The organism is Microcoleus sp. MON2_D5, from assembly GCF_036701905.1.
Classification (GTDB): Bacteria; Cyanobacteriota; Cyanobacteriia; order Cyanobacteriales; family Microcoleaceae; genus Microcoleus.
Genome location: NZ_JAUBRM010000074.1, coordinates 12,942 through 33,166 on the forward strand (window position 1 = coordinate 12,942; position 20,225 = coordinate 33,166).

Genomic DNA, 20,225 nt, shown 5'->3' on the forward strand with positions numbered 1-20,225 from the left:
GTTGCCGAATTTGTAGTGGCAATCATGGGGGATTGCCCGTATGTCGTTAGAATGTCGCTCAAATGAGTGACACTCATGTGAGCGACTGGGCAAGTATTTTCACCAACAGCTATAAATAAAGTAGAGATTCATATCATACAAGGTGTTGCTGTGAAAAAACTTTACATTTTGTTGTCCACAGGAGTTCTGTCATTAATTTGGTGCGGTGCTGCTAGCGCTACGACTTATGTTAACCCTAACGGTAAAACTACTTTAAACCTGTCAGAAAAAGGGAACAATCCCAGAGGTTTTTACTTGACCAAAGTAGGCAATCGGAATTTTTTGGGCAACATTCAAATTACCCGTTCCGAAGGAGCAGCAGGCTCTTACTATTACAATGGGACTTTCAAAGACAGTACGACCGGCCCTGGCCAAAAAATTGTTTGTTCTGGGGATATTACCATTGTTAGGCGTCAAGTTGGAAGGAGCAGCCAATTGGGAGCCGAAGTTACTTGGAAGGTGAAAGGAGGAGAAAATTGTCCTTCTACTGGCCAGACATTTAAAGTAAATTTAGTCGAATCTTTACCGCGTCCTAATGCAAGTGGCGACTATACTTCTAGCAATTCTAATACTTGGTTGACTGAAACTGCTGGTTCTGCAACTTGGCCTGCTTGGCGAGTCACGTCGCGAGATGGACAACTAAACTGCCGCAAGACGCCAAACGGAGCAATTCAACAAGTTTACCGCGCTGATAGAGATACAATTGCTGCTGAACTCAGGGGAGTAAATGCGATTACGGTGGCGAACGGTCAACCCTGGTTGCAGACAAGACAAGGCTGTTATGTGCGCGCTAATTCTCAATACGTTCAGCCCGTTTCTATGCCTGAATAAGTGATAGTAAGTAGGGAGCATTTCCATGAAAGCAGCCAAGCTAAAAATTGGAGTTGGGAGCCAGGAGCCAGGAGCCAGGAGGAAAGAGGAAGAAGGAAGAAGGAAGGAGCCAGAAGAAGTGTTTTTACAAATATGAGAGGCTCCCAGTAAGTAATTCCCAAATCTAAAATGGTATAACCTGCATATCTTTGAGGACAAAAGCACAAAAGTAGGTTGGGTTTCTCTACGTTCAACCAACCTACTTTTACTAATGACTAATCACTAATGACTAATCGCTAAATCACTACAAACGTTAGACTTCTTCCAACTCTTCTACATCCTGAACGTCATCAATATCCTCATCCTCATCATCAACATCAAGATCGACCGGAGCGACAGAATTAGCAGAAACCACAGCTCCCGTATCAAGTTTTTCCCGCACTAACTTCTCGATCTCATTTTTAAATTCGGTATTTTCCTCCATGTGCCGAATTACGTTGTCGCGTCCTTGAGCAATGTTGTCGCCCTTGTAGCTGTACCAAGAACCTTTCTTAGTAATTACTCCCATTTCATCGGCCAAGTCAGTCAGACAGCCTAAAGTAGAAATGCCTTTGCCAAATACAATGTCAAATTCGGCAATACGGAAAGGCGGAGCAACTTTATTTTTAGCAACTTTAACTTTCGTGCGGTTGCCGTATTCTTCTGTACCTTTTTTCAAGCTTTGAATGCGGCGAATGTCAAGCCGCACGCTGGCGTAGAATTTGAGTGCGTTACCGCCGGTTGTGGTTTCGGGGTTGCCGTAAGTTACGCCGATTTTCTGCCGCAATTGGTTGAGGAAAATGACGGTACAGCCGGATTTGCCGATGTTGCCGGTGATTTTCCGCAAAGCTTGGCTCATCAAGCGCGCTTGCAAACCCATGTGGGAGTCGCCCATGTCGCCTTCGATTTCGGCGCGGGGGACGAGGGCGGCTACGGAGTCAATTACTACGATATCGACGGCGACGGAACGCACGAGTTGATCGACTATTTCTAGGGCCATTTCGCCGGTATCCGGCTGGGAAACTAAGAGATTTTCAATATCGACGCCTAAAGCTGAGGCGTAGGTGGGATCGAGGGCGTGTTCGGCATCGACGAAGGCTGCGATACCCCCGGATTTTTGGACTTCGGAGATCGCGTGGAGGGCCAGAGTGGTTTTACCGGAACTTTCCGGGCCGTAAATTTCAATGACTCGGCCTTTTGGCAAACCGCCGCCCAAAGCAATGTCCAGTGTCAGGGCTCCGGTGGGAATGGTTTCTACCCTCATGCGAGTGGAGTCTCCCAATCGGACGATCGCTCCTTTGCCAAAGCTGCGCTCGATTTGGGAGAGTACCGAAGTTAGAGCTTTTTGCTTTTCTGAGTTTTCAGTGGAAGTTTTTATAGACGTTTCTTTTGATTTTGCCATTTGCGGTACGCGGGTAGACCCCTTGCGGAGCTTGTTGATTAACTGTACAACACGTATGTTAGCAGTTATTTTTGGGGTCTGGAGGTTCTGAGAGGATCTGGCTGAAGATTCTTGATTTTGGGGGTGGTTGAGCCTGAGCCAGCTTTCAGAAGGCTCTAATCGAGAAGATATTCGGCATCCGGCAGAGGGTAGAATTATTGTCTGTTAGGGGATGTAGTTGGTATCGATCGCTCTGGGAGTGAGGTTTAAGATGGGCTACAGTTCCAAATTCCGTGAAGCGTAGCTATCCCGGAGGGAATCGCCACAATTAGGACAAGCATGGGATCTACAACACATCAAGACACATCTGTTAATACCAAAAATTCCCGCTGGCTGATGAACTTATTGGCGATCGGCATTTTACTTGGTATCGGATTTCGGTTTTTTGAGATCGATCGCAAACTGTACTGGCACGACGAAGCTTACACATCAATCCGCGCCGCTGGTTTCACCCGCCAAGAAATTGACGACGAACTATTCCAAAACCGGATTGTTCCCGCACCAGAATTGCAAAAATATCAGCAGATTAAACCGGGAAGTACAGAAGCAGACACAATTCGTTCTTTAGCACTAGAAGACCCGCAGCATCCGCCTTTATACTTTCTCATGGCTCGTTGGTGGATGCAGGAATTTGGCAGTTCTCTAACAGCATCCCGCAGTTTGCCAGCACTATTGAGTTTGCTGTCGCTGCCTTTGATGTACGCTTTAGCTCAGGAACTTTTCGCCTCGAATTTGGCTGCGTTATTAGCAACAGCACTTTTGGCTTTATCTCCCTTTGATATATTGTTTGCTCAGACAGCAAGGCAGTACAGTTTGCTGACAGCGACAGTTATTGGCAGCAGTTGGCTGCTGCTAAGAGCAGTGCGGTTGCGGGGTTGGCAAGATTGGGTATTTTACTCGCTGGCGATCGCCCTTGGTTTCTACACTCACCCTTTCTTCAGTTTAACACTCATTGGACACGGAGTTTTTATAATTTCTTACTGGTTGTTTGTCAAAAAAACAAAATTGCCAGGTCACGTAACTAATTCCCAATTTTTCTTAGCAGTAACAGCAGCTTTAATATTGTATATCCCCTGGATTTACGTGCTGGCGACAAACCTGGAACGAGCATCAGCTACGACAGATTGGACGCGAGTATCTCCGGGTTGGCTGTATCTTGTCAAATTGTGGACACTCAGCTTTACAGCCTTATTTTTTGACTTCGACTTCGGGTTTGATAATATTTGGACTTATCTGCTAAGATTGCCATTTTTGCTGTTAATTGCGGCAGCCCTTTACACAATCTGTCGCAGGGTTAGCACTTCTACTTGGCTGTTTATTGTAACATCAATTTTGGTACCTTTTTTGATACTGGCATTACCGGATCTAATCCTAGGTGGCAAACGTTCTGCCGTCAGCCGCTATCTGATTTCCTGCTTTCCGGGAGTGCAGCTAGCATTTGCTTACTTGCTCGCGAGTAACGTGAAAACTCAGCAGCGGTTGTGGCAAGTCATTTTAGCCTTGGTATTTACAGCAAGTGTAGCCTCCTGTACAGTTAGCGCTTTTTCTGATACTTGGTGGAGCAAAGACTTGAGCTATTTTAATGCTGAAGTTGCGAAAATTATTAACAAAGAGGTGATAGCTAATCGCTCCATTAAAGATACAATTGTAATTAGCGATCGCGGCAACGATTTTACGAACATGGGAGATTTGCTTTCTCTGAGTTATTTGCTCGACAAAGACGTGAGGCTGATGCTGCTGAGCCAGTCGCCAGATATGGAGATGCTGAACAAATATTCGGCTCCCCTGGTGTTCCGCCCTTCGGAAAAATTGCGATCGGCACTCAAGCAAAATCAACGCCGCTTAGAGCCAATTTTGGAGTATGCCAGACTTTTTCGAGCGCGGCGAGCTTCTTAGAGCAGCTTGACAGAAATGGACGATCGTCCCGGGTAGGGTACGTCCGAAAAAACTGTTTGAGTTGCCTCAAATATTTGGACTGACGCACGTTAAATCACTATTTGGGCATTTTTGTCCCTATTCCCGGTAAGGTGCGTCCGAAAAAAAACTGTGGGAGTTGTCTCAGGTATTTGGGGTGACGCACTTGACATTATCAGCAATAATTATTTGAATACTTAGGATAAAACGCAATGCAAGAGTTAAATAATTCATCTTCCGAATCCGCACAGCAATTTCGCAATCTTCAGACAGAATTACGCGAACGTTGGCGAGCAGTCGAAGAATTCGACAGCGGAGATTGTGACATTATTATCATTCCTTCTCTCAGCTTAGATCAGCAAGAAATGCAGAAAGTTGAGGGTGCTTACCACTACGAAGAGCGGCATTTATTTTCATTGATTCGCCTGCGAAATCCCCGCACGCGCTTAATTTACATTACCTCCGAGCCCTTGCACCCCATGATTGTGGATTATTACCTGCAATTGCTGCCGGGAATTCCGTTTTCTCACGCGCGCGATCGGCTTTTGCTGTTCAGTGCTTACGATGCTTCTGCCAAATCCCTCACCCAGAAAATTTTAGATCGTCCCCGCTTGATGGAGCGCATTCGTCAAGCAGTGCGGCCGACAAAATCTTATATGGTTTGTTATAACTCAACGCCCTTAGAACGCGAGTTATCTGTTAAATTGGGGATTCCTTTGTGGGCCAGCGATCCCGATCTGTTATACTGGGGAACAAAAAGCGGTAGCAGGCAAATTTTTAAAGAATGTGGCGTGCCTTATCCTGACGGTTCCGAGTTGGTTTGGAATGCGGAAGATTTAGCGGAAGCTGCGGCCGAGTTGTGGGCACGGCAGCCGCATTTGCAACGGATCGTAATTAAGTTAAATGAAGGTTTTTCGGGGGAAGGAAATGCAATTTTAGATCTGAAGCCCCTCGCAGGTAAAGCGCCTACAGAAAGAGCGAAGGCAATTGGCGATCACTTCCATAATTTGCGCTTTCAAGCAACGGGCGAAACCTGGGAAAATTTTAGCAGCCGCATTCCCGAATTAGGGGCAATTGCCGAAGCTTTTATCGAAGGAGAAGAAAAGTTCTCGCCCAGCGTTCAAGGCAGAATTGTCCCCAGCGGCCAAGTAGAAATTCTCTCAACCCACGACCAAATTTTAGGAGGCCCAGACGGTCAAATTTTCTTGGGTTGCCAATTTCCGGCGGACGAATCTTATCGAATAGCGTTGCAGGAATTGGGATGGAAAGTAGGGCAAAACTTAGCTAAAAAAGGGGCTTTAGAGAGATTTGGAGTAGATTTTCTCGCGGTAAAGCAATCCGATGGCAAATGGGATATGCAAGCAATAGAAATTAACTTGCGGAAAGGAGGCACAACTCATCCGTTTATGGCGCTGAAGCTGTTAACAAATGGTCGGTACGAACGTTCGACAGGATTATTTTACAGCCAGCAGGGCCGTCCGAAATATTATGTCGCTTCGGACAATTTGAAAAAAGAGCGCTATCGGGGGTTATTACCGAACGATTTGATGGATATTATTGCTGACAATCAACTGCACTTTGACAGCGGTACAGAGACGGGCAGTGTGTTTCATTTAATGGGTTGTTTGTCGGAGTTTGGCAAATTGGGAGTGACGAGTATCGGCAATTCGCCGCAACAAGCTGAGGAGATGTATAACAAAGTTGTGAAAGTTCTCGATCGCGAAACGTCGTACTAAATCTGCTGGAATGGCAGCACGATCGGAAGTTAAGCAAGTTTTAAATTTTGACCTTCATTAATCTGTAGTAGTAAGGTGCGCCTAGCGCACCCTACTGAAGGTTGTAGCTAATTTTTAGCGGGATAAAGGGGCGTGGGGTCGATCGAACCTGTGCGGTTGAGTGGCCAAAAACGGACAATTGCCCTACCGATGATATTTTGCTTGGGCACAAAGCCCCAATAATGGCTGTCACAGCTTGCGTTGCGGTTGTCGCCGAGCACCAAGTAAGAATTTGGAGCTACAACTACAGGCCCGTAGGGATACTGCGGAATTTCTTCAATATATTTTTCCTGTAGCGGCTGCTTGTTAATAAAAACTTTTCCCTCTTTGACTTCCACATTGTCCCCCGGCAGTCCGATCACTCGCTTGATATAGGCATCTTTGATCGGTGGCGGCTGTCCCGTACACAAACTAGCCGGGTCAGGAGGCATAAATACGATAATATCTCCTCGCTGGGGCTCTTGGAATCGATAGCTTACCTTATCTATAATTAATCGATCGTTAATTTGTAAGGTTGGGAGCATCGAGCCGGTGGGAATGTAGCGTGCTTCGGCAACCAGGGTGCGGATACCAAAGGCTAAAAATGCTGCTAAGCCGATCGTCTTAATTCCTTCGATCCAAGGATTTTCGGTGTCTTGCGGGGGTTTTTCGTCGGCTGACTTGTCTAGACGAGTCATAGGGTATTGTAGTGACTGAGCTGGATACGAATTATAAACTTAATAATGCTTCCATGCTAGCACGCTGTTTACTCAATTAATGGTATCTTATGACTCCCAAATCAAGTTTGTTAATCCGTCGCGCTCGCATTCTTTTGCCCAATGGTGAGTTTTTGGTAGGAGATGTGCAAATCTGCGATCGCCAAATTGTCAAGGTTGCTGCGGAAATTGTCGAATCGGGCGATCGAGAAATAGATGCGAAAGGCTTAACTCTGTTACCCGGAGTAATTGATCCCCAGGTACACTTCCGGGAACCGGGTTTAGAACACAAGGAAGACTTATTTACCGCTAGCTGTGCTTGCGCTAAAGGCGGCGTGACATCGTTTCTGGAAATGCCGAATACGCGACCTCTGACCACAACCCAAGCTGCCTTAGATGATAAACTAAGTCGTGCTGCCGAGAAGTGTTTGGTGAATTACGGCTTTTTTATTGGTGCAACGCCCGAGAATTTGCCGGATTTGTTGAATGCGAATCCGACTCCGGGAATTAAGGTGTTTATGGGTTCGATGCACGGGCAGCTTTTGGTCGATGGAGAAGCAACTTTAGAGGCGATTTTTGCCAAGGGCGATCGACTAATTGCCGTGCACGCAGAAGACCAAGCTAGAATCAATCAGAGGCGTCAGGAATTTGCCGGGATTTCCGATGTTGCCGTGCACTCGCAAATTCAAGACAATCAAGCAGCTTTATTGGCAACTCAACTAGCAGTAAAACTTTCTAATAAATATCAGCGCCGACTGCACATTCTGCACCTTTCAACGGGGGATGAAGCTGAGTTTTTGCGCCAGGAAAAACCGAGTTGGGTGACAGCAGAAGTTACGCCGCAGCATTTGTTGTTAAATACCAGCGCCTATCAAAAAATTGGCAGTTTAGCTCAGATGAATCCGCCTTTGCGCGAGCCCCGCGATAACGAAATACTTTGGCAAGCTTTACTCGACGGCGTAATTGATTTTATCGCCACGGATCACGCGCCGCACACATTAGCAGAAAAAGCTCAAGAATATCCAAATACGCCGTCTGGAATGCCCGGAGTCGAAACTTCTTTGCCTTTGATGCTGACGCAAGCAGTAGAGGGAAGATGTACAGTGGCGCAAGTTGCTAATTGGATGTCGGCAGCCGTTGCTAAGGCTTATAAGATTCCCAACAAAGGGGCGATTGCTCCGGGTTTTGACGCCGATTTAGTCTTAGTTGATTTGGAGAACTACCGCCCGGTGGTCGGAGCAGAGATGGCGAGCAAGTGCGGCTGGAGTTCCTTTGAAGGTTGGAGTTTGACTGGGTGGCCAGTTGTGACTGTTGTTGGAGGAAAAGTTGTTTTTGAAAATGGTAAATTGGATACAAATGTGAGGGGAGAAGCCTTGACATTTGACGCTGAGTAAGCATGAATTTAACTCAAGTGTTATAATTGGGTATTCCTGCATCGCAAAGGCGATTTTACCCATGCTTCTTCAAGAACTAGAAACACAACTCCTGGCCTTAACTCCGACTGAGAAAGCTGAAGCCATCCGGCTTTTAACCCAAAGTTTAAGTAATAGCTGGCCAGGAATTACCAAAACTCCCGACGTGTGTGGTGGCGATGCTTGCATTGCCAAAACTCGCATCCCAGTTTGGCTGCTTGAAAGTTTTCGCCGTGAAGGTTCAAGCGATTCTGAACTTCTACAATTTTATCCCCATCTAAGCGCTGCCGATCTAGTCAATGTTTGGACTTATGCTGATGCACATCTGGAGGAAATCGAAGAAGCAATCTGCAAGAATGAGGAAGCCTGAGTCATGCTGAATTTGTATGCAGACGAACAATTTCCTTTGCCCGTTGTGCAATTGCTGCGCGCTTTTGGTCACAATATCCTGACTGTTCAGGAAGCAGGAAAAGCAGGACTTGGGATTCCAGATGCAGAGGTGCTAGCATTTGCTATAAGCAAAGATAGAGCTGTTTTGACATTAAATCGGTTTGATTTTATCGGACTGCACAACCGACAGCCCGACCACTCTGGTATTATTGTTTGCACCAAAAATCGGAATGTAGAAATGTGGGCAATACGCATCAATGATGCTATTGCTGGTGAAGAAAGTTTGAGAGGCAAATTGATTCGTGTCAACCGTCCGCAGTAAGTACGCGCGAGCGAAGCTATCTTCCCGCAGAGGTTCCCGAAGGGTAGGGAATGGCCTTTTCTCAAATTTCCAATTGCCAATCCAATAACTCGCCATTACCAATTACTTCAGCTTGCCGCCCGTTATCGAGATAACTTAAAGAAATTTGCAAATAATTTTCTGGTTTGTACTGCAATCTTTCCGCCCATTCGATCGCCACAATTCCCAAATCCATTTCTAACCCGTCCCAATAACTTTCTAAGTACAAAGCCTCCACTTCTTCGGGTTCCAGTCGATACAAATCTAGATGATACAGCGGAATTCGCCCTCCAAAATACTCGTTAATCAGCGTGAAAGTAGGACTTTCGATCGAGTCTGAGATTCCTAAACCTTCAGCGATGCCTTGAACCAAGGTAGTTTTGCCCGCACCTAAATCTCCTTGTAATAAGATTACAGTGCCGGCGGGGAGCGATCGACCTAACGCAACACCAAACTTGCGCGTAGCCTCAGAATCGGGAAGCAAAGTTTTCATTTCAATAATTAGTCATTAGTCATTTATTATTCGTTATTTGTTATTTGATACTCGCTGGCGGCCAATAACTAATAACTAATAACATTAGTAAACAGTAAACATTCAACATTGAACATTCAGCAGTCAGCAGCTTAAATGTTCTGCGCGCGGCCGTACCAACGCAGCAACATCCCCGCCAACCTTTGCGAATTGTGGCGAATTAAACCCGTATTTTCATCTTCATCCATGACATTGGCGATGACAACTCGTCGCCCCAATTGCGTCACGGCTTCTCGATCGAGGACAACCGGATAAGAATTCTCCTGAGAATAGCGGATCAAAGCCTTTGCAGAAGGGACTTTTCCTTGAACTACTACAGCATCGAACAGCGGCCGGCCGCAAGCGCGGTCGATCGCCCGAATGTGGTCTGCAACACTGTATCCGTCAGTTTCCCCCGGCTGAGTCATAATATTGCACACATAAATTCGCGGAACTTCGCTGTTGGCGATCGCATCAGCAATTTCCGGCACCAACAAATTCGGAATGACACTCGTATAAAGACTCCCCGGCCCAATAATAATAAAATCCGCTTCCCGAAGACCTTCCACAGCCCTAGGTAATGCCGGAGGATTAGCAGGATTACAGCCTATTTTGAGGATTTGCCCGTTAGCTTTTGTAATGCTGGACTCCCCCTCAATCCTGCGGCCGTCAGCGAGTTCTGCCCACAAAGAAACATCGCTCAGAGTAGCCGGCAGCACCTCTCCCCTCACTGCTAAAACTTTAGAACTCGCCGCGATCGCCTGTTCCAAATCTCCAGCAATATCGCTCATCGCCGTCAAAAACAAATTCCCAAAACTGTGACCCACCAAACCGTCGCCAGCCCGGAAACGATATTGAAATAACTCAGTCAATAACTTTTCCTCATCTGCCAAAGCAGCCAAACAATTGCGAATGTCCCCCGGCGGCAATACCCCAATTTCCCGCCGCAGCCGCCCGGAAGACCCGCCATCATCCGCCACCGTGACAATAGCAGTGATTTTGGCGCTGTAATCCTTCAATCCCCTGAGCAAATTAGAAAGGCCCGTACCGCCCCCAAGTGCCACAATTTTCGGGCCGCGGTGCAAGCGACGGTGGTTGAGGAGTCGATCGACCAATTCCTCATTCCCTTCGGGCATCAGCACTTGAGTAATAGAGTTCAAACTGCGAGTTTGACCCCACAGAATTAACAAAATCCCGCCAGCAATGATGATCGGCCCCGACACGTAATTGGGAATAACTTCCGCAATCCACGCCAAAAAATTTCTCAACAATTGCAATAAGAAGAAAATGGGAGTCATCCCAGTCCAAATCGCTAAACCCAAAGTGGCAAGTACCACGCCGCTAGCACTAATCAGCAGCCACCGTTTCACTAACAGTCCGGGGGCTAACCACTTAAACCACTGGTGAACTCGCCCGTTCCGCAAAGAAGGGGGGTAAGGATTTCTGGATTGGGCAAAAACCTGCTTGGCTTTAGCCAAGACGCGGAGGGCTTTAGGAAGTGAACTAATTGACATGGTTAATTAGTCTTAAGGGTATTGGAACAGCTCGACCGGACAAATTTACAATACAAGAGAGTTTTGATTCTGGCAGTCAATTTAAGTAATGAGTGATTAGTCATGAGTCATGAGTCATTAGGTAGACTGATGACTGAGGACTCACAACTTATTGATAACATCCTATGGCAGAGCCACTAATCGAACTCAAGGGGGTAAGTAAGTCCTTCGGCCAGAACCCGATCCTCGATCGAGTCGATCTGAGGATTTATCGGGGAGAGGCCCTGGCAATTATTGGCCCTTCCGGGACGGGGAAATCTACGATTCTGCGGATAATTGCGGGTTTGTTGGCCCCGGATGCCGGTGAGGTTTTTGTTCAGGGACAGCGCAGGGTCGGATGGGTGGACGACGTGGCAGATCCGATCGGAATTGGGATGGTTTTTCAGCAAGCGGCTTTGTTTGATTCGCTGACGGTGGAGGAGAATGTCGGTTTTTTACTTTACCAGCATTCTAAGCTGCCGCGCCGCCGCATTCGGGAATTGGTGGAGGAAAAGTTGGAGATGGTGGGTTTGCCGCGAATTGGCGAACGCTATCCGGCGCAGTTGTCTGGGGGAATGAGGAAGCGGGTAAGTTTTGCCCGCGCTATCATGGCGAATCCTGATAATGACAGGGATAATCCAGAGGTTTTGCTGTACGACGAACCGACGGCGGGTTTAGATCCGATCGCTTCGACGGTAATTGAAGATTTAATCCGTGAGTTGCAGGCGGCTAACGGTGTTTGCAGCACTTATGCGATCGTCACTCACCAAGACAGTACCATCCGCCGCACTGCCGATCGCATCGTGTTTCTCTATCGAGGCAAAGTGCAGTGGGAGGGAACTGTCAATGACATTGCATCGACAGATAATTTACTGATCAGACAATTTTTTAGCGGCAGTGTTACTGGGCCAATTCCAGCGCTTGGATAGTCAATTGTTATTAGTCAATTTTCATGAGCCATTAGTCAGCAGTCATTAATGTCGAGGGTAATATGGCAACAAAAAATTTTCAGAAATTGCGAGTTTATAAATTATCATAACGACTAGCAGATGAAATTTGGCAAACTGTTAAGACTTGGGAGCCATTTGCCAAAGATACGATCGGCAAACAAATTGTCCGTTCAGCCGATAGCATCGGTGCTAACATAGCAGAAGGAGTGGGACGAGGCACTTATCAAGACAACAGACGCTTTGTCAAGATAGCTAGAGGTTCTTTATATGAAAGTCAACGCTGGTTGAGACGAGCTTACACTCGAAACCTTTTAAACGTTCAACAAGTAAATACATTCACAGCAATCATTAATGACTTAGCCCACTCAATTAAACTCATACCTACAATCTATCGGGTCATCCCCTAAAAATGATGCTCAATGACTAATAACCCATAACTAATAACCCATAACTAATAACCCATAACTAATGACCAATGACTAAGGAGGTAATATGCGATCGCGAACTGTAAGAGAAGGTTCTGTCGGGCTCTTAATTTTAGTAGGAATCGGTTTATTTGGCGGCTTAGTGCTGTGGCTGCGGGGCGTGCAGCTAGGAAACCGCAGCTACAAATTCGCCGTAGAATTTGGCAGCGCCCAAGGAATGCAAATAGGCACGCCCATCAGGTATCGTGGGGTTGCAGTCGGTAAAATTACCGCCCTCCAACCGGGTTCCAACGGCGTAGACGTGACGCTGGAGATTGCCCCCGGTACTTTAGTGATTCCCCGGGATGTTACGATCGAAGCGAATAAATCCGGTTTAATTGGCGAATCGTCGATCGACATTACCCCCAACTCGATTTTGCCAGAATCGTTACTTACCGCCAATCCCGTTAGTGCCGACTGTCCCCCTGAGATTATCTGCAACAATTCGCGCTTAAAAGGTCAAGCTGGAGTCACTATCGACGAACTTATTCGATCCACAGTCCGCCTAGCTAATTTCTACACTGACCCCGCGCTGTTTAACAATATTAAATCTCTTGCCGAGAATACAGCCAACACAGCTAAAGGTGCAGCTAAACTCACTCAAGATTTATCGAGTTTAACTAAAACTGCCCAAGCGGAAATAAAAACTTTAAATCAATCTGTAAGGGGAGACATTGGAAGCTTAAATCAATCTGTAAAAACCGAAATAGGAAGTTTAAATCAATCATTAAAGGGGGAAGCCCGCAGTTTAAATCAATCATTAAAGGGGGAAGCCCGCAGTTTAAATCAATCATTAAAGGGAGAAGCAAGCACCTTAAATCAATCGCTCACGACGGAAATATCAGCAGTCGCCGCTGATGTTTCTAAAGTAGCAGCTACGGCGGACACTTCTACAAAAGCCGTATCTGCCGCTGCGATAAATTCTGCTAATTCAGTAACTCAAGCAGCCAATCAAATTACATTAACAGCAAACCAAGTCAATTCTTTAGTAACAACCAACCGCGCCAGTTTAGTCTCAACTCTGAATAACATCAATCAAAGCAGTCAGGAACTGCAGGTAGCTGTCAGCAGTTTGAGTCCGACAATTAATCGAATCAACCAAGGACAATTGCTGAACAATTTAGAAGTTTTATCAGCGAATGCTGCCCAAGCTTCTGGTAGTTTGCGAGATTTATCAAACCAGGTAAACAATCCCGCCACTTTGCTATTATTGCAGCAAACTCTAGATTCTGCACGAGCTACATTTCAGAACGTGCAGAAAATTACTTCCGACGTGGATGATTTGACAGGAGATCCGGCTTTCCGCAACAACATTCGCAGGTTGTTCAACGGATTGGGAGGCTTATTGGGTTCGACCGAACAACTACGACACCAAGTTAAAGTGACTCAAACATTAGCTCCCCTCTCTGAAAAAGTAAATGTGAGTACACCTGCCAGCAATCAATCAGTAGAGCCGGGATTTCCTCGCTTGCACAAACAGCAAAAATTGCCTGTTATACCTTCTCAAACTGCAAGGTCAGCAGAACCAGTGGCTCCCGAAAATACCCCTTAAAACAGGGTATTATTGAATAACCGCCATTGCAAAAGCGGCGACTTCCTCTAGTTAGTAAGGGGCGCAATTCACACCCCGATTACAGCTAGTTAGTAAGGTGCGCCCTGCACACTCCGCCATTAAACTTATTGTACCAATCCTATTAACAAAAAACCATTTCAATCTCAACAAGGAAAACCAATGACGCAAACATTATCGAAATCGGCTGAAACCCAAAACCAGTATACTGTAACTTGGGAAAAATTGCCAGATGACTTTAAATTACCCGACGATCCCGTGGAAAACATCGACCAACCACTTTTAGCCGCAGCTCTGCGAGAAGCCTTGGATCTCGCAGGATTTATCCTAGCTTCAATGCTAATAGCTTCCAATTTTGGACTGTGTGCCAAAGTCAACGACAAAACAGTAGTAAAAGCCCCAGATTGGGTCTACGTTCCCTCGGTATTGCCAGCAGAACCAGGAGAAGTTCGCCGCAGTTATACGCCCAATGCAGAGGGAGAAGTACCCGCAGTAGTGATGGAATTTTTATCGGATACTGACGGTAGTGAATATTCAAATAAACCGACATATCCTTACGGAAACTGGCGGTTTTACGAGCGAATTTTGCAAGTACCGATTTATGTAATTTTTGAACCTAACTCGGGAGTATTGGAAGTGTACAGACTCTCGAACTCGGGAGAATACGAACTGCAAGAAGCGGATGCTAATCAGCGATTCTGGATAGAATCAATGGGTTTATTTCTGGGGGTTTGGGAAGGTGAAAAATCTCAGAGAACGGGTTATTGGTTGCGCTGGTGGGATGAGAATGGCAATTTGCTGCTGTGGGGTGCCGAACGGGTGGAACAGGAACGCCAGAGGGCGGAAGAGGAACGCCAGAGGGCCGATCGACTAATGGCATACTTAAGAAGTCAGGGTATCGATCCTGATGGCATTTGAAGGTGTGGGATGTCGATCGACCTTTCGGCCCTTAATCCAATCCCATTTGGATTGCACAATCGAGTCAGCAAGGACGTTTGAGATTTAAAACAACCACAATTAAGGAGCGATGGGGATGACTGCAACAACATTAGAAGAACAATTAGAGCGGCCGTTGCTATTTCCAGGCTTAACGTAGGAACAATTCAAAACCTTAGAACCGATGCTGTATATTCCAGGGGTTCGGCTGTCCTTTTTAGATGGGATACTGGAGATTCAGAAAAGGCATGGAAGAAAACACGAAACAGCCAAGGGACGTATCGGTGCGTTGGTAGAAACTTACATGATGCCGGCAGGAATCGATTTCACCCCTACGGAGTCTCTGACTTTAGAAAATGAATCGCGACTGGTGAAGTGTGAAGCAGACAAGTCTTACGAATTGGGTGCTGACAGAGAACGTCCCGATTTAGCGCTCGAAGTAGTCGTCACTAGCGGCGGAATTGATGAGCTAGAGGCTTACAAACGCCTGCAAATCCCTGAATTCGGGTTTTGGGAAAACAGCCGACTGTCTCTGTATGCTCTCCGACAGCAAGGATACGAAGAGATTGCGACTTCCCAATTGCTCCCGGAACTCGATATTGGTTTACTCGTCAGGTGTGTTAATATGCCGAGTCATGTTGAGGCAATTAAGGAATTCAAAAGGGCGATCGATCTCAATACTACCAACAGGAAGATACCTATCAATTAATTACTGACACTCGCAGTGAAGTGTTGCAACTCCGTTTATAAATAAATGGAAAAGTCATGGGTTTTTATCGGGAAGATAATCGATAAAAATTACTGCTTCCTGATGAATTACCCTCAGCACAAGAAGCGGAACGCCAGCGTGCTGCTGAACTCGAATCTTTGCTAGCGCGTTACCGGGATCGGTTTGGTCAATTGCCTGAGAGTAACGGCTAAAAAGTCAGGGTGCGATCGCGCTTCACCGATCTCAATCGCCCGCGTGTTATTGTTACCTAAAGGGTGTTGACCAATCTCAGGTTTTGTGTAGTAGGCTAGAATGTGTCTCAAATTTTAAATGGCGAAGGGCGATCGTTTTGCGATCGAACTTGGGCAATCTAGATATAGGCGCTTCTTGAGTGCCTGGAAAATAGCGATACCAAGAGTTAGCAATGGAAAGCACACAGAAAAAATCTAGCCCTCGTCCAGTTAATAAGGGCGATCGAATTAAGCAGATTTTTGCCCTAGTATCAATGGTTTCGTTTGGTGGTTCTGCGATTTTTGGTGTTGTGAGTCTGTTCAGTAGCGGTTTGAGCAGCCAGCACCAGCAAAAATCTGCTCCGGTAGCAGTTTCTCAGGAATCTTTGCTGGCGGCCCAGGAACGGGGATATCAGGCGGTTTTGCAGCGGGAACCGCAGAATCAGACGGCTCTGGAGGGGTTGGCAAATGTGCGGTTGCAGATGAATAATAAGGTGGGCGCGATCGAGCCTTTGGAGAAGTTGGTGAAGCTAAATCCTAACAGAGCTGATTATAAGGCGCTGTTGGGGCAGGTGCGACAGCAAAAGGAAGGAAAAAAATAGAGCTAATAGTTAAAATTTAAGGTAGGAACGGAGGTTAATAGATGACTCAAAAATTAACTGAATCTAATATCTCAGAGTGTCAAGCAAAGTTCAACCTCAGCTATCACGTTCCCTTTGCTCACTGGTGTCAACAATTGGTGGGATTTGAAGGTAAGGATGTTCTCGAAGTAGGAGGAAGCTTACCTAAAGAGTTTGTACTAGATTATCTAAATGTTAAATCATGGTCGGCCCTAGAAGCCCCTGATTTTGAAGTTTACCTAGATAGAGTTGCCAGTGCTGCTGAAGGCTCTAAGCTTGGCAAAGTAGACTATTCTGCTTTTGGTTTTACCGAGAGAGAGTTGAGTAATTATAACTTTTTTGCTGGCTACATCGAAGAATTACCTCCCGCGTACTACCAAAAATACGATTTAATTTTCTCAATCGCTGCTTTTGAACACATCCATAAATTTCCTTTAGCGTTAGAAAAAATGTTTTTGGCTCTGAAGCCCGGAGGTCAGCTATTTTCTATATTTACACCCATTTGGTCAGCTGATGATGGCCATTACTTACCCCCAATAACTGAACCTAACCAGGGAAAAACTTTCAACTTTCAGAATTCTCCGATTCCGCCGTGGGGACATTTACTGATGAGACCCCCAGAACTAGGCCGTTACTTGTATCAGCATACCGATAAGGAAACAGCAGATGCTATCACACATTATGTGTACAACTCTCCCCACATTAATCGGTTTTTTACTGAAGATTATGTGGAATTTATCAACCAAAGTTCATTCATAGTAAAGCGCCTAGAAGCTATTGGTTTAATCCCAATAGAAAAAAATACTCAAGAAACTTTAGAAAAACTTTATCCGGGCCGAACTCAGTTTGCTAACAACGGTATTTTTGCAGTGCTGGAGAAACCAGAAAATAAGACGAAAGAAAATATTTCAGAAAAATCAATAACAAGCCTCAGTGAGCAACATAAGGCTCAATTAAAAAATGACCATAACCCTTCTATCGCTCAAACCAAACATCAGGTTTATAATCACAAGCCTGTTCAAGTCAGCAGTGAGTTGTCCGGGTCGCCAATTGAAAGTCTTTCGGTTTGCATGATTGTTCAAAACGCTGAGAAAACTTTGGCTCTTGCCCTCGAATCTCTTAATGGTGTTTATGACGAGCTAATAGTGGTTGACGGTGGCAGTACCGACTCCACCTGCCAAATTGCCTTGCGTTATGGAGCCAAAGTTATACACTCCGCGTGGACAGGCAATTTTTCGGATCAGCGGAATGTGTCTTTGAAAGAAGTTAAGAGTGATTGGGTTTTTATTATCGATGCAGATGAATTTATTGACCTGAAAACTCTAGAATTTTTACGTTATCTAAAAGCTAATGGTACTCAACTAGATACCGATAACTTTTGGATTACTCGTAAATGGATTAGTCCCTTTAGCAAAAATCATTATGTATCAAGCGCTCCTCATTATCCCGACTGGCAGCACCGGATATTTAGATATAACCAATCTCTAGCTTATAGCCGTCCAATTCACGAGGGCATTCACGGACTTACGAAACCGGGCGAAACATTGTTAGACTTGTGCGTTTATCATTTAGACTTATTAATTAAAAGTGAATCGCAGAGACAAGAAAAGGTTCGCATCTATAGCTCAGTAAATGAGAAAGATGGAATGCCCCATTTTTATTTGCCAGATATTAGACAGCTAACTATAGAACGATGGAATCATCAATATCTACTTCCTAAAGTTAAGAATTTACTAGATAATATGCCGCTGAAATGTAAAGTTTGCGAATCAGATTCCCATCATTTTGCCCCTGGTAAAGTTATGGGTAAATATGATGTTGATTATTTTCAATGTTCAAACTGCGGATTTGTTCAAACCGAAGAACCATACTGGCTAGACGAAGCTTATTTTCAGCCCATAGCAAGCAGTGATGTAGGCTTAGCGTTCAGAAATTTGTCATTTTCACAAATAACCAAAAATTTATTATTTAACTTCTTTAATCATCAAGCAAGATTTCTCGATTACGGCGGTGGCTACGGTTTATTTGTCAGGCTGATGAGAGATGCGGGATTTGACTTTTACTGGCTAGACAAGTTTTGTCAAAATATATTTGCTCAAGGATTTGAGATTCGTGCAGCCGCAAATAACCAATTTGAATTAGTGACGGCATTTGAAGTATTTGAGCATCTGGTTCACCCCATATATGAGCTGGAAAATTTGTTAAAAATTTCCCGAAATATTTTATTTAGTACAGAATTGCTGCCCGAAAGCAATCCTAAACCTGATGAGTGGTGGTACTACGTGCTGCACGAAGGTCAGCACGTTTCTCTTTATACAGCTAAATCTCTTTCCATCCTTGCTGCCAAGTTTAATCTCAATTTCTACTCGAATGGTTCATCTTTGCATTTACTAACAGAAAAACAATTGCCGGAAGAGTTATTTGAGCAATTGGCAAAAGGAGAATTAGCAGCGGTTAATAAAGCCTCGCTTTTACAGAATGACTTCTTAAAAGCTGTTAGCAAAATTACTCATATTCAACAAGAAGCAAAGATACAGCCTGCGGAAATAGAAGAGGACGGCGACTCGCAAGGCGGGTTAACAATACTGGTTGACGGTGTATTCTTTCAAATGTACAGAACAGGAATTGCCCGCGTTTGGAGGTCGCTGCTAGAAGAATGGGCGGAAAATGGTTTTTCCAAGCATATAATTGTATTGGATAGGGTGGGAACATCGCCCAAAATTGCGGGAATTAGGTATTGCACTGTGCCTGCTTATGACTACAGTAAAACAGATGCAGATCGGGAAATGTTACAGCAAGTATGTGATGAAACTGGTGCAGACTTATTTATATCCACTTACTACACAACACCTTTATCCACTCCCTCTGTATTCATGGCCTATGACATGATTCCCGAAGTGCTGGGAGCAAATTTGAATGAATCAATGTGGAAGGAGAAACATCATGCTATCCGCCATGCTTTAGCTTATATTGCTATTTCTGAAAACACAGCCCGCGACTTAATAAAGGTTTTTCCAGAAATTGCTCATAAGTCTGTAAGTGTAGCTATGTGTGGGGTAAAAAGTCTTTTTTCACCGGCAAGTCAAGAAGATATTAAGGGTTTTACAAATAAGTATGGGATCTCAAAACCCTATTTTATTTCAGTAGGTGGGGCTGCGGATTATAAAAATAGTATCTTGTTCTTCAAAGCTTTTGCTCAACTTGCGAGCAAACAAGGCTTTGAAATAGTATGTACGGGGAGTGGAGTTGTATTAGAAGGAGAATTGAGAAATTACACTTTAGGTACTGTAGTTCATAAGCTTCAGCTAAATGACGAGGAGTTGAGATTAGCTTATGCTGGTGCTGTTGCATTGGTTTATCCATCCAAGTATGAAGGATTTGGTTTACCTGTGCTAGAAGCTATTTCCTGCGGTTGTCCCGTTATCACTTGTCCTAATGCCTCGATTCCTGAAGTGGCCGGAGAAGCAGCTTTATATGTGAATGAGGAGGATGTTGAGGGGTTAACAGATGCACTTTGCGAGATCCAAAAACCGAAGGTTCGCAACTCATTAATTGCGGCTGGGTTGGAACAAGCTAAAAAGTTCTCTTGGTCAAAAATGGCGAAAGCGGTGAGTTCAGCGTTGATTGATACAGCAACTCTCTGGCGTTTAAACTTGAAAGATATTAACTTAATTATTTTTCCAGATTGGTCGCAACCAGAAGAGTCTCTTGGTTTAGAAGTGGAACGAGTGGTGAGGGCGATCGCAACTCACCCAGACAAAAGTAAGATCACCCTCTTAGTAGACAGCAGTAACATTTCTGAGGAAGATGCTAATCTCGCTTTGTCTAGCGTGGCGATGAATCTTTTA

Annotated in this window: 17 protein-coding genes; 13 read left to right on the forward strand and 4 right to left on the reverse strand. The window is 45.1% G+C overall.

What is annotated here, in order from left to right:
* The first annotated feature begins 150 nt into the window (after positions 1 to 150).
* Positions 151 to 870 carry a hypothetical protein gene (locus QUA47_RS23265; protein ID WP_333217870.1) on the forward strand — a complete coding sequence of 240 codons (720 nt, stop codon included), beginning with the start codon at positions 151 to 153 and terminating at the stop codon, positions 868 to 870.
* A gap of 292 nt (positions 871 to 1,162) precedes the next feature.
* Here the strand turns inward: QUA47_RS23265 and recA are convergent, their stop codons facing one another.
* Positions 1,163 to 2,290 carry a recombinase RecA gene (recA, locus tag QUA47_RS23270; RefSeq protein ID WP_199292592.1) on the reverse strand — a complete coding sequence of 376 codons (1,128 nt, stop codon included), beginning with the start codon at positions 2,288 to 2,290 and terminating at the stop codon, positions 1,163 to 1,165.
* Between the two features lie 318 nt (positions 2,291 to 2,608).
* Here recA and QUA47_RS23275 point away from each other — a divergent pair, with 318 nt between their 5' ends.
* Together QUA47_RS23275 and QUA47_RS23280 are read left to right on the forward strand one after the other, a co-directional pair.
* Positions 2,609 to 4,225 carry a glycosyltransferase family 39 protein gene (locus QUA47_RS23275; RefSeq protein WP_333432494.1) on the forward strand — a complete coding sequence of 539 codons (1,617 nt, stop codon included), beginning with the start codon at positions 2,609 to 2,611 and terminating at the stop codon, positions 4,223 to 4,225.
* A 230-nt stretch (positions 4,226 to 4,455) separates the two neighbouring features.
* Positions 4,456 to 5,979 (forward strand): peptide ligase PGM1-related protein, encoded by a 1,524-nt coding sequence (locus QUA47_RS23280; protein ID WP_333432495.1) that lies wholly within the window; start codon positions 4,456 to 4,458, stop codon positions 5,977 to 5,979.
* 107 nt (positions 5,980 to 6,086) lie between these two features.
* On the opposite strand, the gene lepB is transcribed toward QUA47_RS23280, so the two are convergent.
* Positions 6,087 to 6,695 (reverse strand): signal peptidase I, encoded by a 609-nt coding sequence (lepB, locus tag QUA47_RS23285; protein WP_190660049.1) that lies wholly within the window; start codon positions 6,693 to 6,695, stop codon positions 6,087 to 6,089.
* 89 nt (positions 6,696 to 6,784) lie between these two features.
* Between lepB and QUA47_RS23290 the strand changes: the two genes are divergently transcribed.
* The 3 genes from QUA47_RS23290 (at position 6,785) to QUA47_RS23300 (ending at position 8,837) form a co-directional block, all read left to right on the forward strand.
* Positions 6,785 to 8,107, forward strand: a complete 1,323-nt coding sequence (locus QUA47_RS23290) for a dihydroorotase (protein WP_190660051.1) — start codon at positions 6,785 to 6,787, stop codon at positions 8,105 to 8,107.
* 61 nt (positions 8,108 to 8,168) lie between these two features.
* Positions 8,169 to 8,495, forward strand: a complete 327-nt coding sequence (locus tag QUA47_RS23295; protein ID WP_190660053.1) for a DUF433 domain-containing protein — start codon at positions 8,169 to 8,171, stop codon at positions 8,493 to 8,495.
* A gap of 3 nt (positions 8,496 to 8,498) precedes the next feature.
* On the forward strand, positions 8,499 to 8,837 hold the full coding sequence (locus QUA47_RS23300) for a DUF5615 family PIN-like protein (RefSeq protein WP_333432496.1): 339 nt from the start codon (positions 8,499 to 8,501) through the stop codon (positions 8,835 to 8,837).
* Positions 8,838 to 8,898: 61 nt separating this feature from the next.
* Here QUA47_RS23300 and tsaE read toward each other — a convergent pair whose 3' ends face one another.
* Both tsaE and QUA47_RS23310 read right to left on the reverse strand, forming a co-directional pair.
* Positions 8,899 to 9,348: a tRNA (adenosine(37)-N6)-threonylcarbamoyltransferase complex ATPase subunit type 1 TsaE gene (gene tsaE / locus QUA47_RS23305; RefSeq protein ID WP_333432497.1), complete on the reverse strand. Its 450-nt coding sequence runs from the start codon at positions 9,346 to 9,348 to the stop codon at positions 8,899 to 8,901.
* Between the two features lie 131 nt (positions 9,349 to 9,479).
* A complete protein-coding gene (locus QUA47_RS23310) occupies positions 9,480 to 10,880 on the reverse strand; it encodes a gluconeogenesis factor YvcK family protein (protein ID WP_190660056.1) in 1,401 nt (466 codons plus the stop codon).
* 164 nt (positions 10,881 to 11,044) lie between these two features.
* Here QUA47_RS23310 and QUA47_RS23315 point away from each other — a divergent pair, with 164 nt between their 5' ends.
* The 7 genes from QUA47_RS23315 to QUA47_RS23345 all read left to right on the forward strand — a co-directional run.
* On the forward strand, positions 11,045 to 11,827 hold the full coding sequence (locus QUA47_RS23315) for an ATP-binding cassette domain-containing protein (protein WP_190660058.1): 783 nt from the start codon (positions 11,045 to 11,047) through the stop codon (positions 11,825 to 11,827).
* A gap of 170 nt (positions 11,828 to 11,997) precedes the next feature.
* Positions 11,998 to 12,255 (forward strand): four helix bundle protein, encoded by a 258-nt coding sequence (locus QUA47_RS23320; RefSeq protein WP_333432503.1) that lies wholly within the window; start codon positions 11,998 to 12,000, stop codon positions 12,253 to 12,255.
* Between the two features lie 85 nt (positions 12,256 to 12,340).
* Positions 12,341 to 13,864, forward strand: coding sequence for an MlaD family protein (locus QUA47_RS23325; protein ID WP_333432498.1), 1,524 nt, complete (start codon positions 12,341 to 12,343; stop codon positions 13,862 to 13,864).
* Between the two features lie 180 nt (positions 13,865 to 14,044).
* Positions 14,045 to 14,800 carry a Uma2 family endonuclease gene (locus tag QUA47_RS23330; RefSeq protein WP_333432499.1) on the forward strand — a complete coding sequence of 252 codons (756 nt, stop codon included), beginning with the start codon at positions 14,045 to 14,047 and terminating at the stop codon, positions 14,798 to 14,800.
* 202 nt (positions 14,801 to 15,002) lie between these two features.
* Positions 15,003 to 15,527 (forward strand): Uma2 family endonuclease, encoded by a 525-nt coding sequence (locus QUA47_RS23335; RefSeq protein WP_333432500.1) that lies wholly within the window; start codon positions 15,003 to 15,005, stop codon positions 15,525 to 15,527.
* 424 nt (positions 15,528 to 15,951) lie between these two features.
* On the forward strand, positions 15,952 to 16,359 hold the full coding sequence (locus tag QUA47_RS23340; RefSeq protein WP_333432501.1) for a tetratricopeptide repeat protein: 408 nt from the start codon (positions 15,952 to 15,954) through the stop codon (positions 16,357 to 16,359).
* Between the two features lie 41 nt (positions 16,360 to 16,400).
* A partial coding sequence (locus QUA47_RS23345) for a methyltransferase domain-containing protein (protein WP_333432502.1) occupies positions 16,401 to 20,225 on the forward strand: 3,825 nt, incomplete at its 3' end.

Bases quoted from the DNA above. Each gene is read 5' to 3' on its own strand.
- QUA47_RS23340 (WP_333432501.1), top strand. From the start codon at position 15,952: ATGGAAAGCACACAGAAAAAATCTAGCCCTCGTCCAGTTAATAAGGGC.
- QUA47_RS23295 (WP_190660053.1), top strand. From the start codon at position 8,169: ATGCTTCTTCAAGAACTAGAAACACAACTCCTGGCCTTAACTCCGACT.
- lepB (WP_190660049.1), bottom strand. From the start codon at position 6,695: ATGACTCGTCTAGACAAGTCAGCCGACGAAAAACCCCCGCAAGACACC.
- QUA47_RS23310 (WP_190660056.1), bottom strand. From the start codon at position 10,880: ATGTCAATTAGTTCACTTCCTAAAGCCCTCCGCGTCTTGGCTAAAGCC.
- recA (WP_199292592.1), bottom strand. From the start codon at position 2,290: ATGGCAAAATCAAAAGAAACGTCTATAAAAACTTCCACTGAAAACTCA.
- QUA47_RS23300 (WP_333432496.1), top strand. From the start codon at position 8,499: ATGCTGAATTTGTATGCAGACGAACAATTTCCTTTGCCCGTTGTGCAA.
- QUA47_RS23290 (WP_190660051.1), top strand. From the start codon at position 6,785: ATGACTCCCAAATCAAGTTTGTTAATCCGTCGCGCTCGCATTCTTTTG.
- QUA47_RS23330 (WP_333432499.1), top strand. From the start codon at position 14,045: ATGACGCAAACATTATCGAAATCGGCTGAAACCCAAAACCAGTATACT.
- QUA47_RS23315 (WP_190660058.1), top strand. From the start codon at position 11,045: ATGGCAGAGCCACTAATCGAACTCAAGGGGGTAAGTAAGTCCTTCGGC.
- QUA47_RS23275 (WP_333432494.1), top strand. From the start codon at position 2,609: ATGGGATCTACAACACATCAAGACACATCTGTTAATACCAAAAATTCC.
- tsaE (WP_333432497.1), bottom strand. From the start codon at position 9,348: ATGAAAACTTTGCTTCCCGATTCTGAGGCTACGCGCAAGTTTGGTGTT.
- QUA47_RS23280 (WP_333432495.1), top strand. From the start codon at position 4,456: ATGCAAGAGTTAAATAATTCATCTTCCGAATCCGCACAGCAATTTCGC.
- QUA47_RS23325 (WP_333432498.1), top strand. From the start codon at position 12,341: ATGCGATCGCGAACTGTAAGAGAAGGTTCTGTCGGGCTCTTAATTTTA.
- QUA47_RS23335 (WP_333432500.1), top strand. From the start codon at position 15,003: ATGCTGTATATTCCAGGGGTTCGGCTGTCCTTTTTAGATGGGATACTG.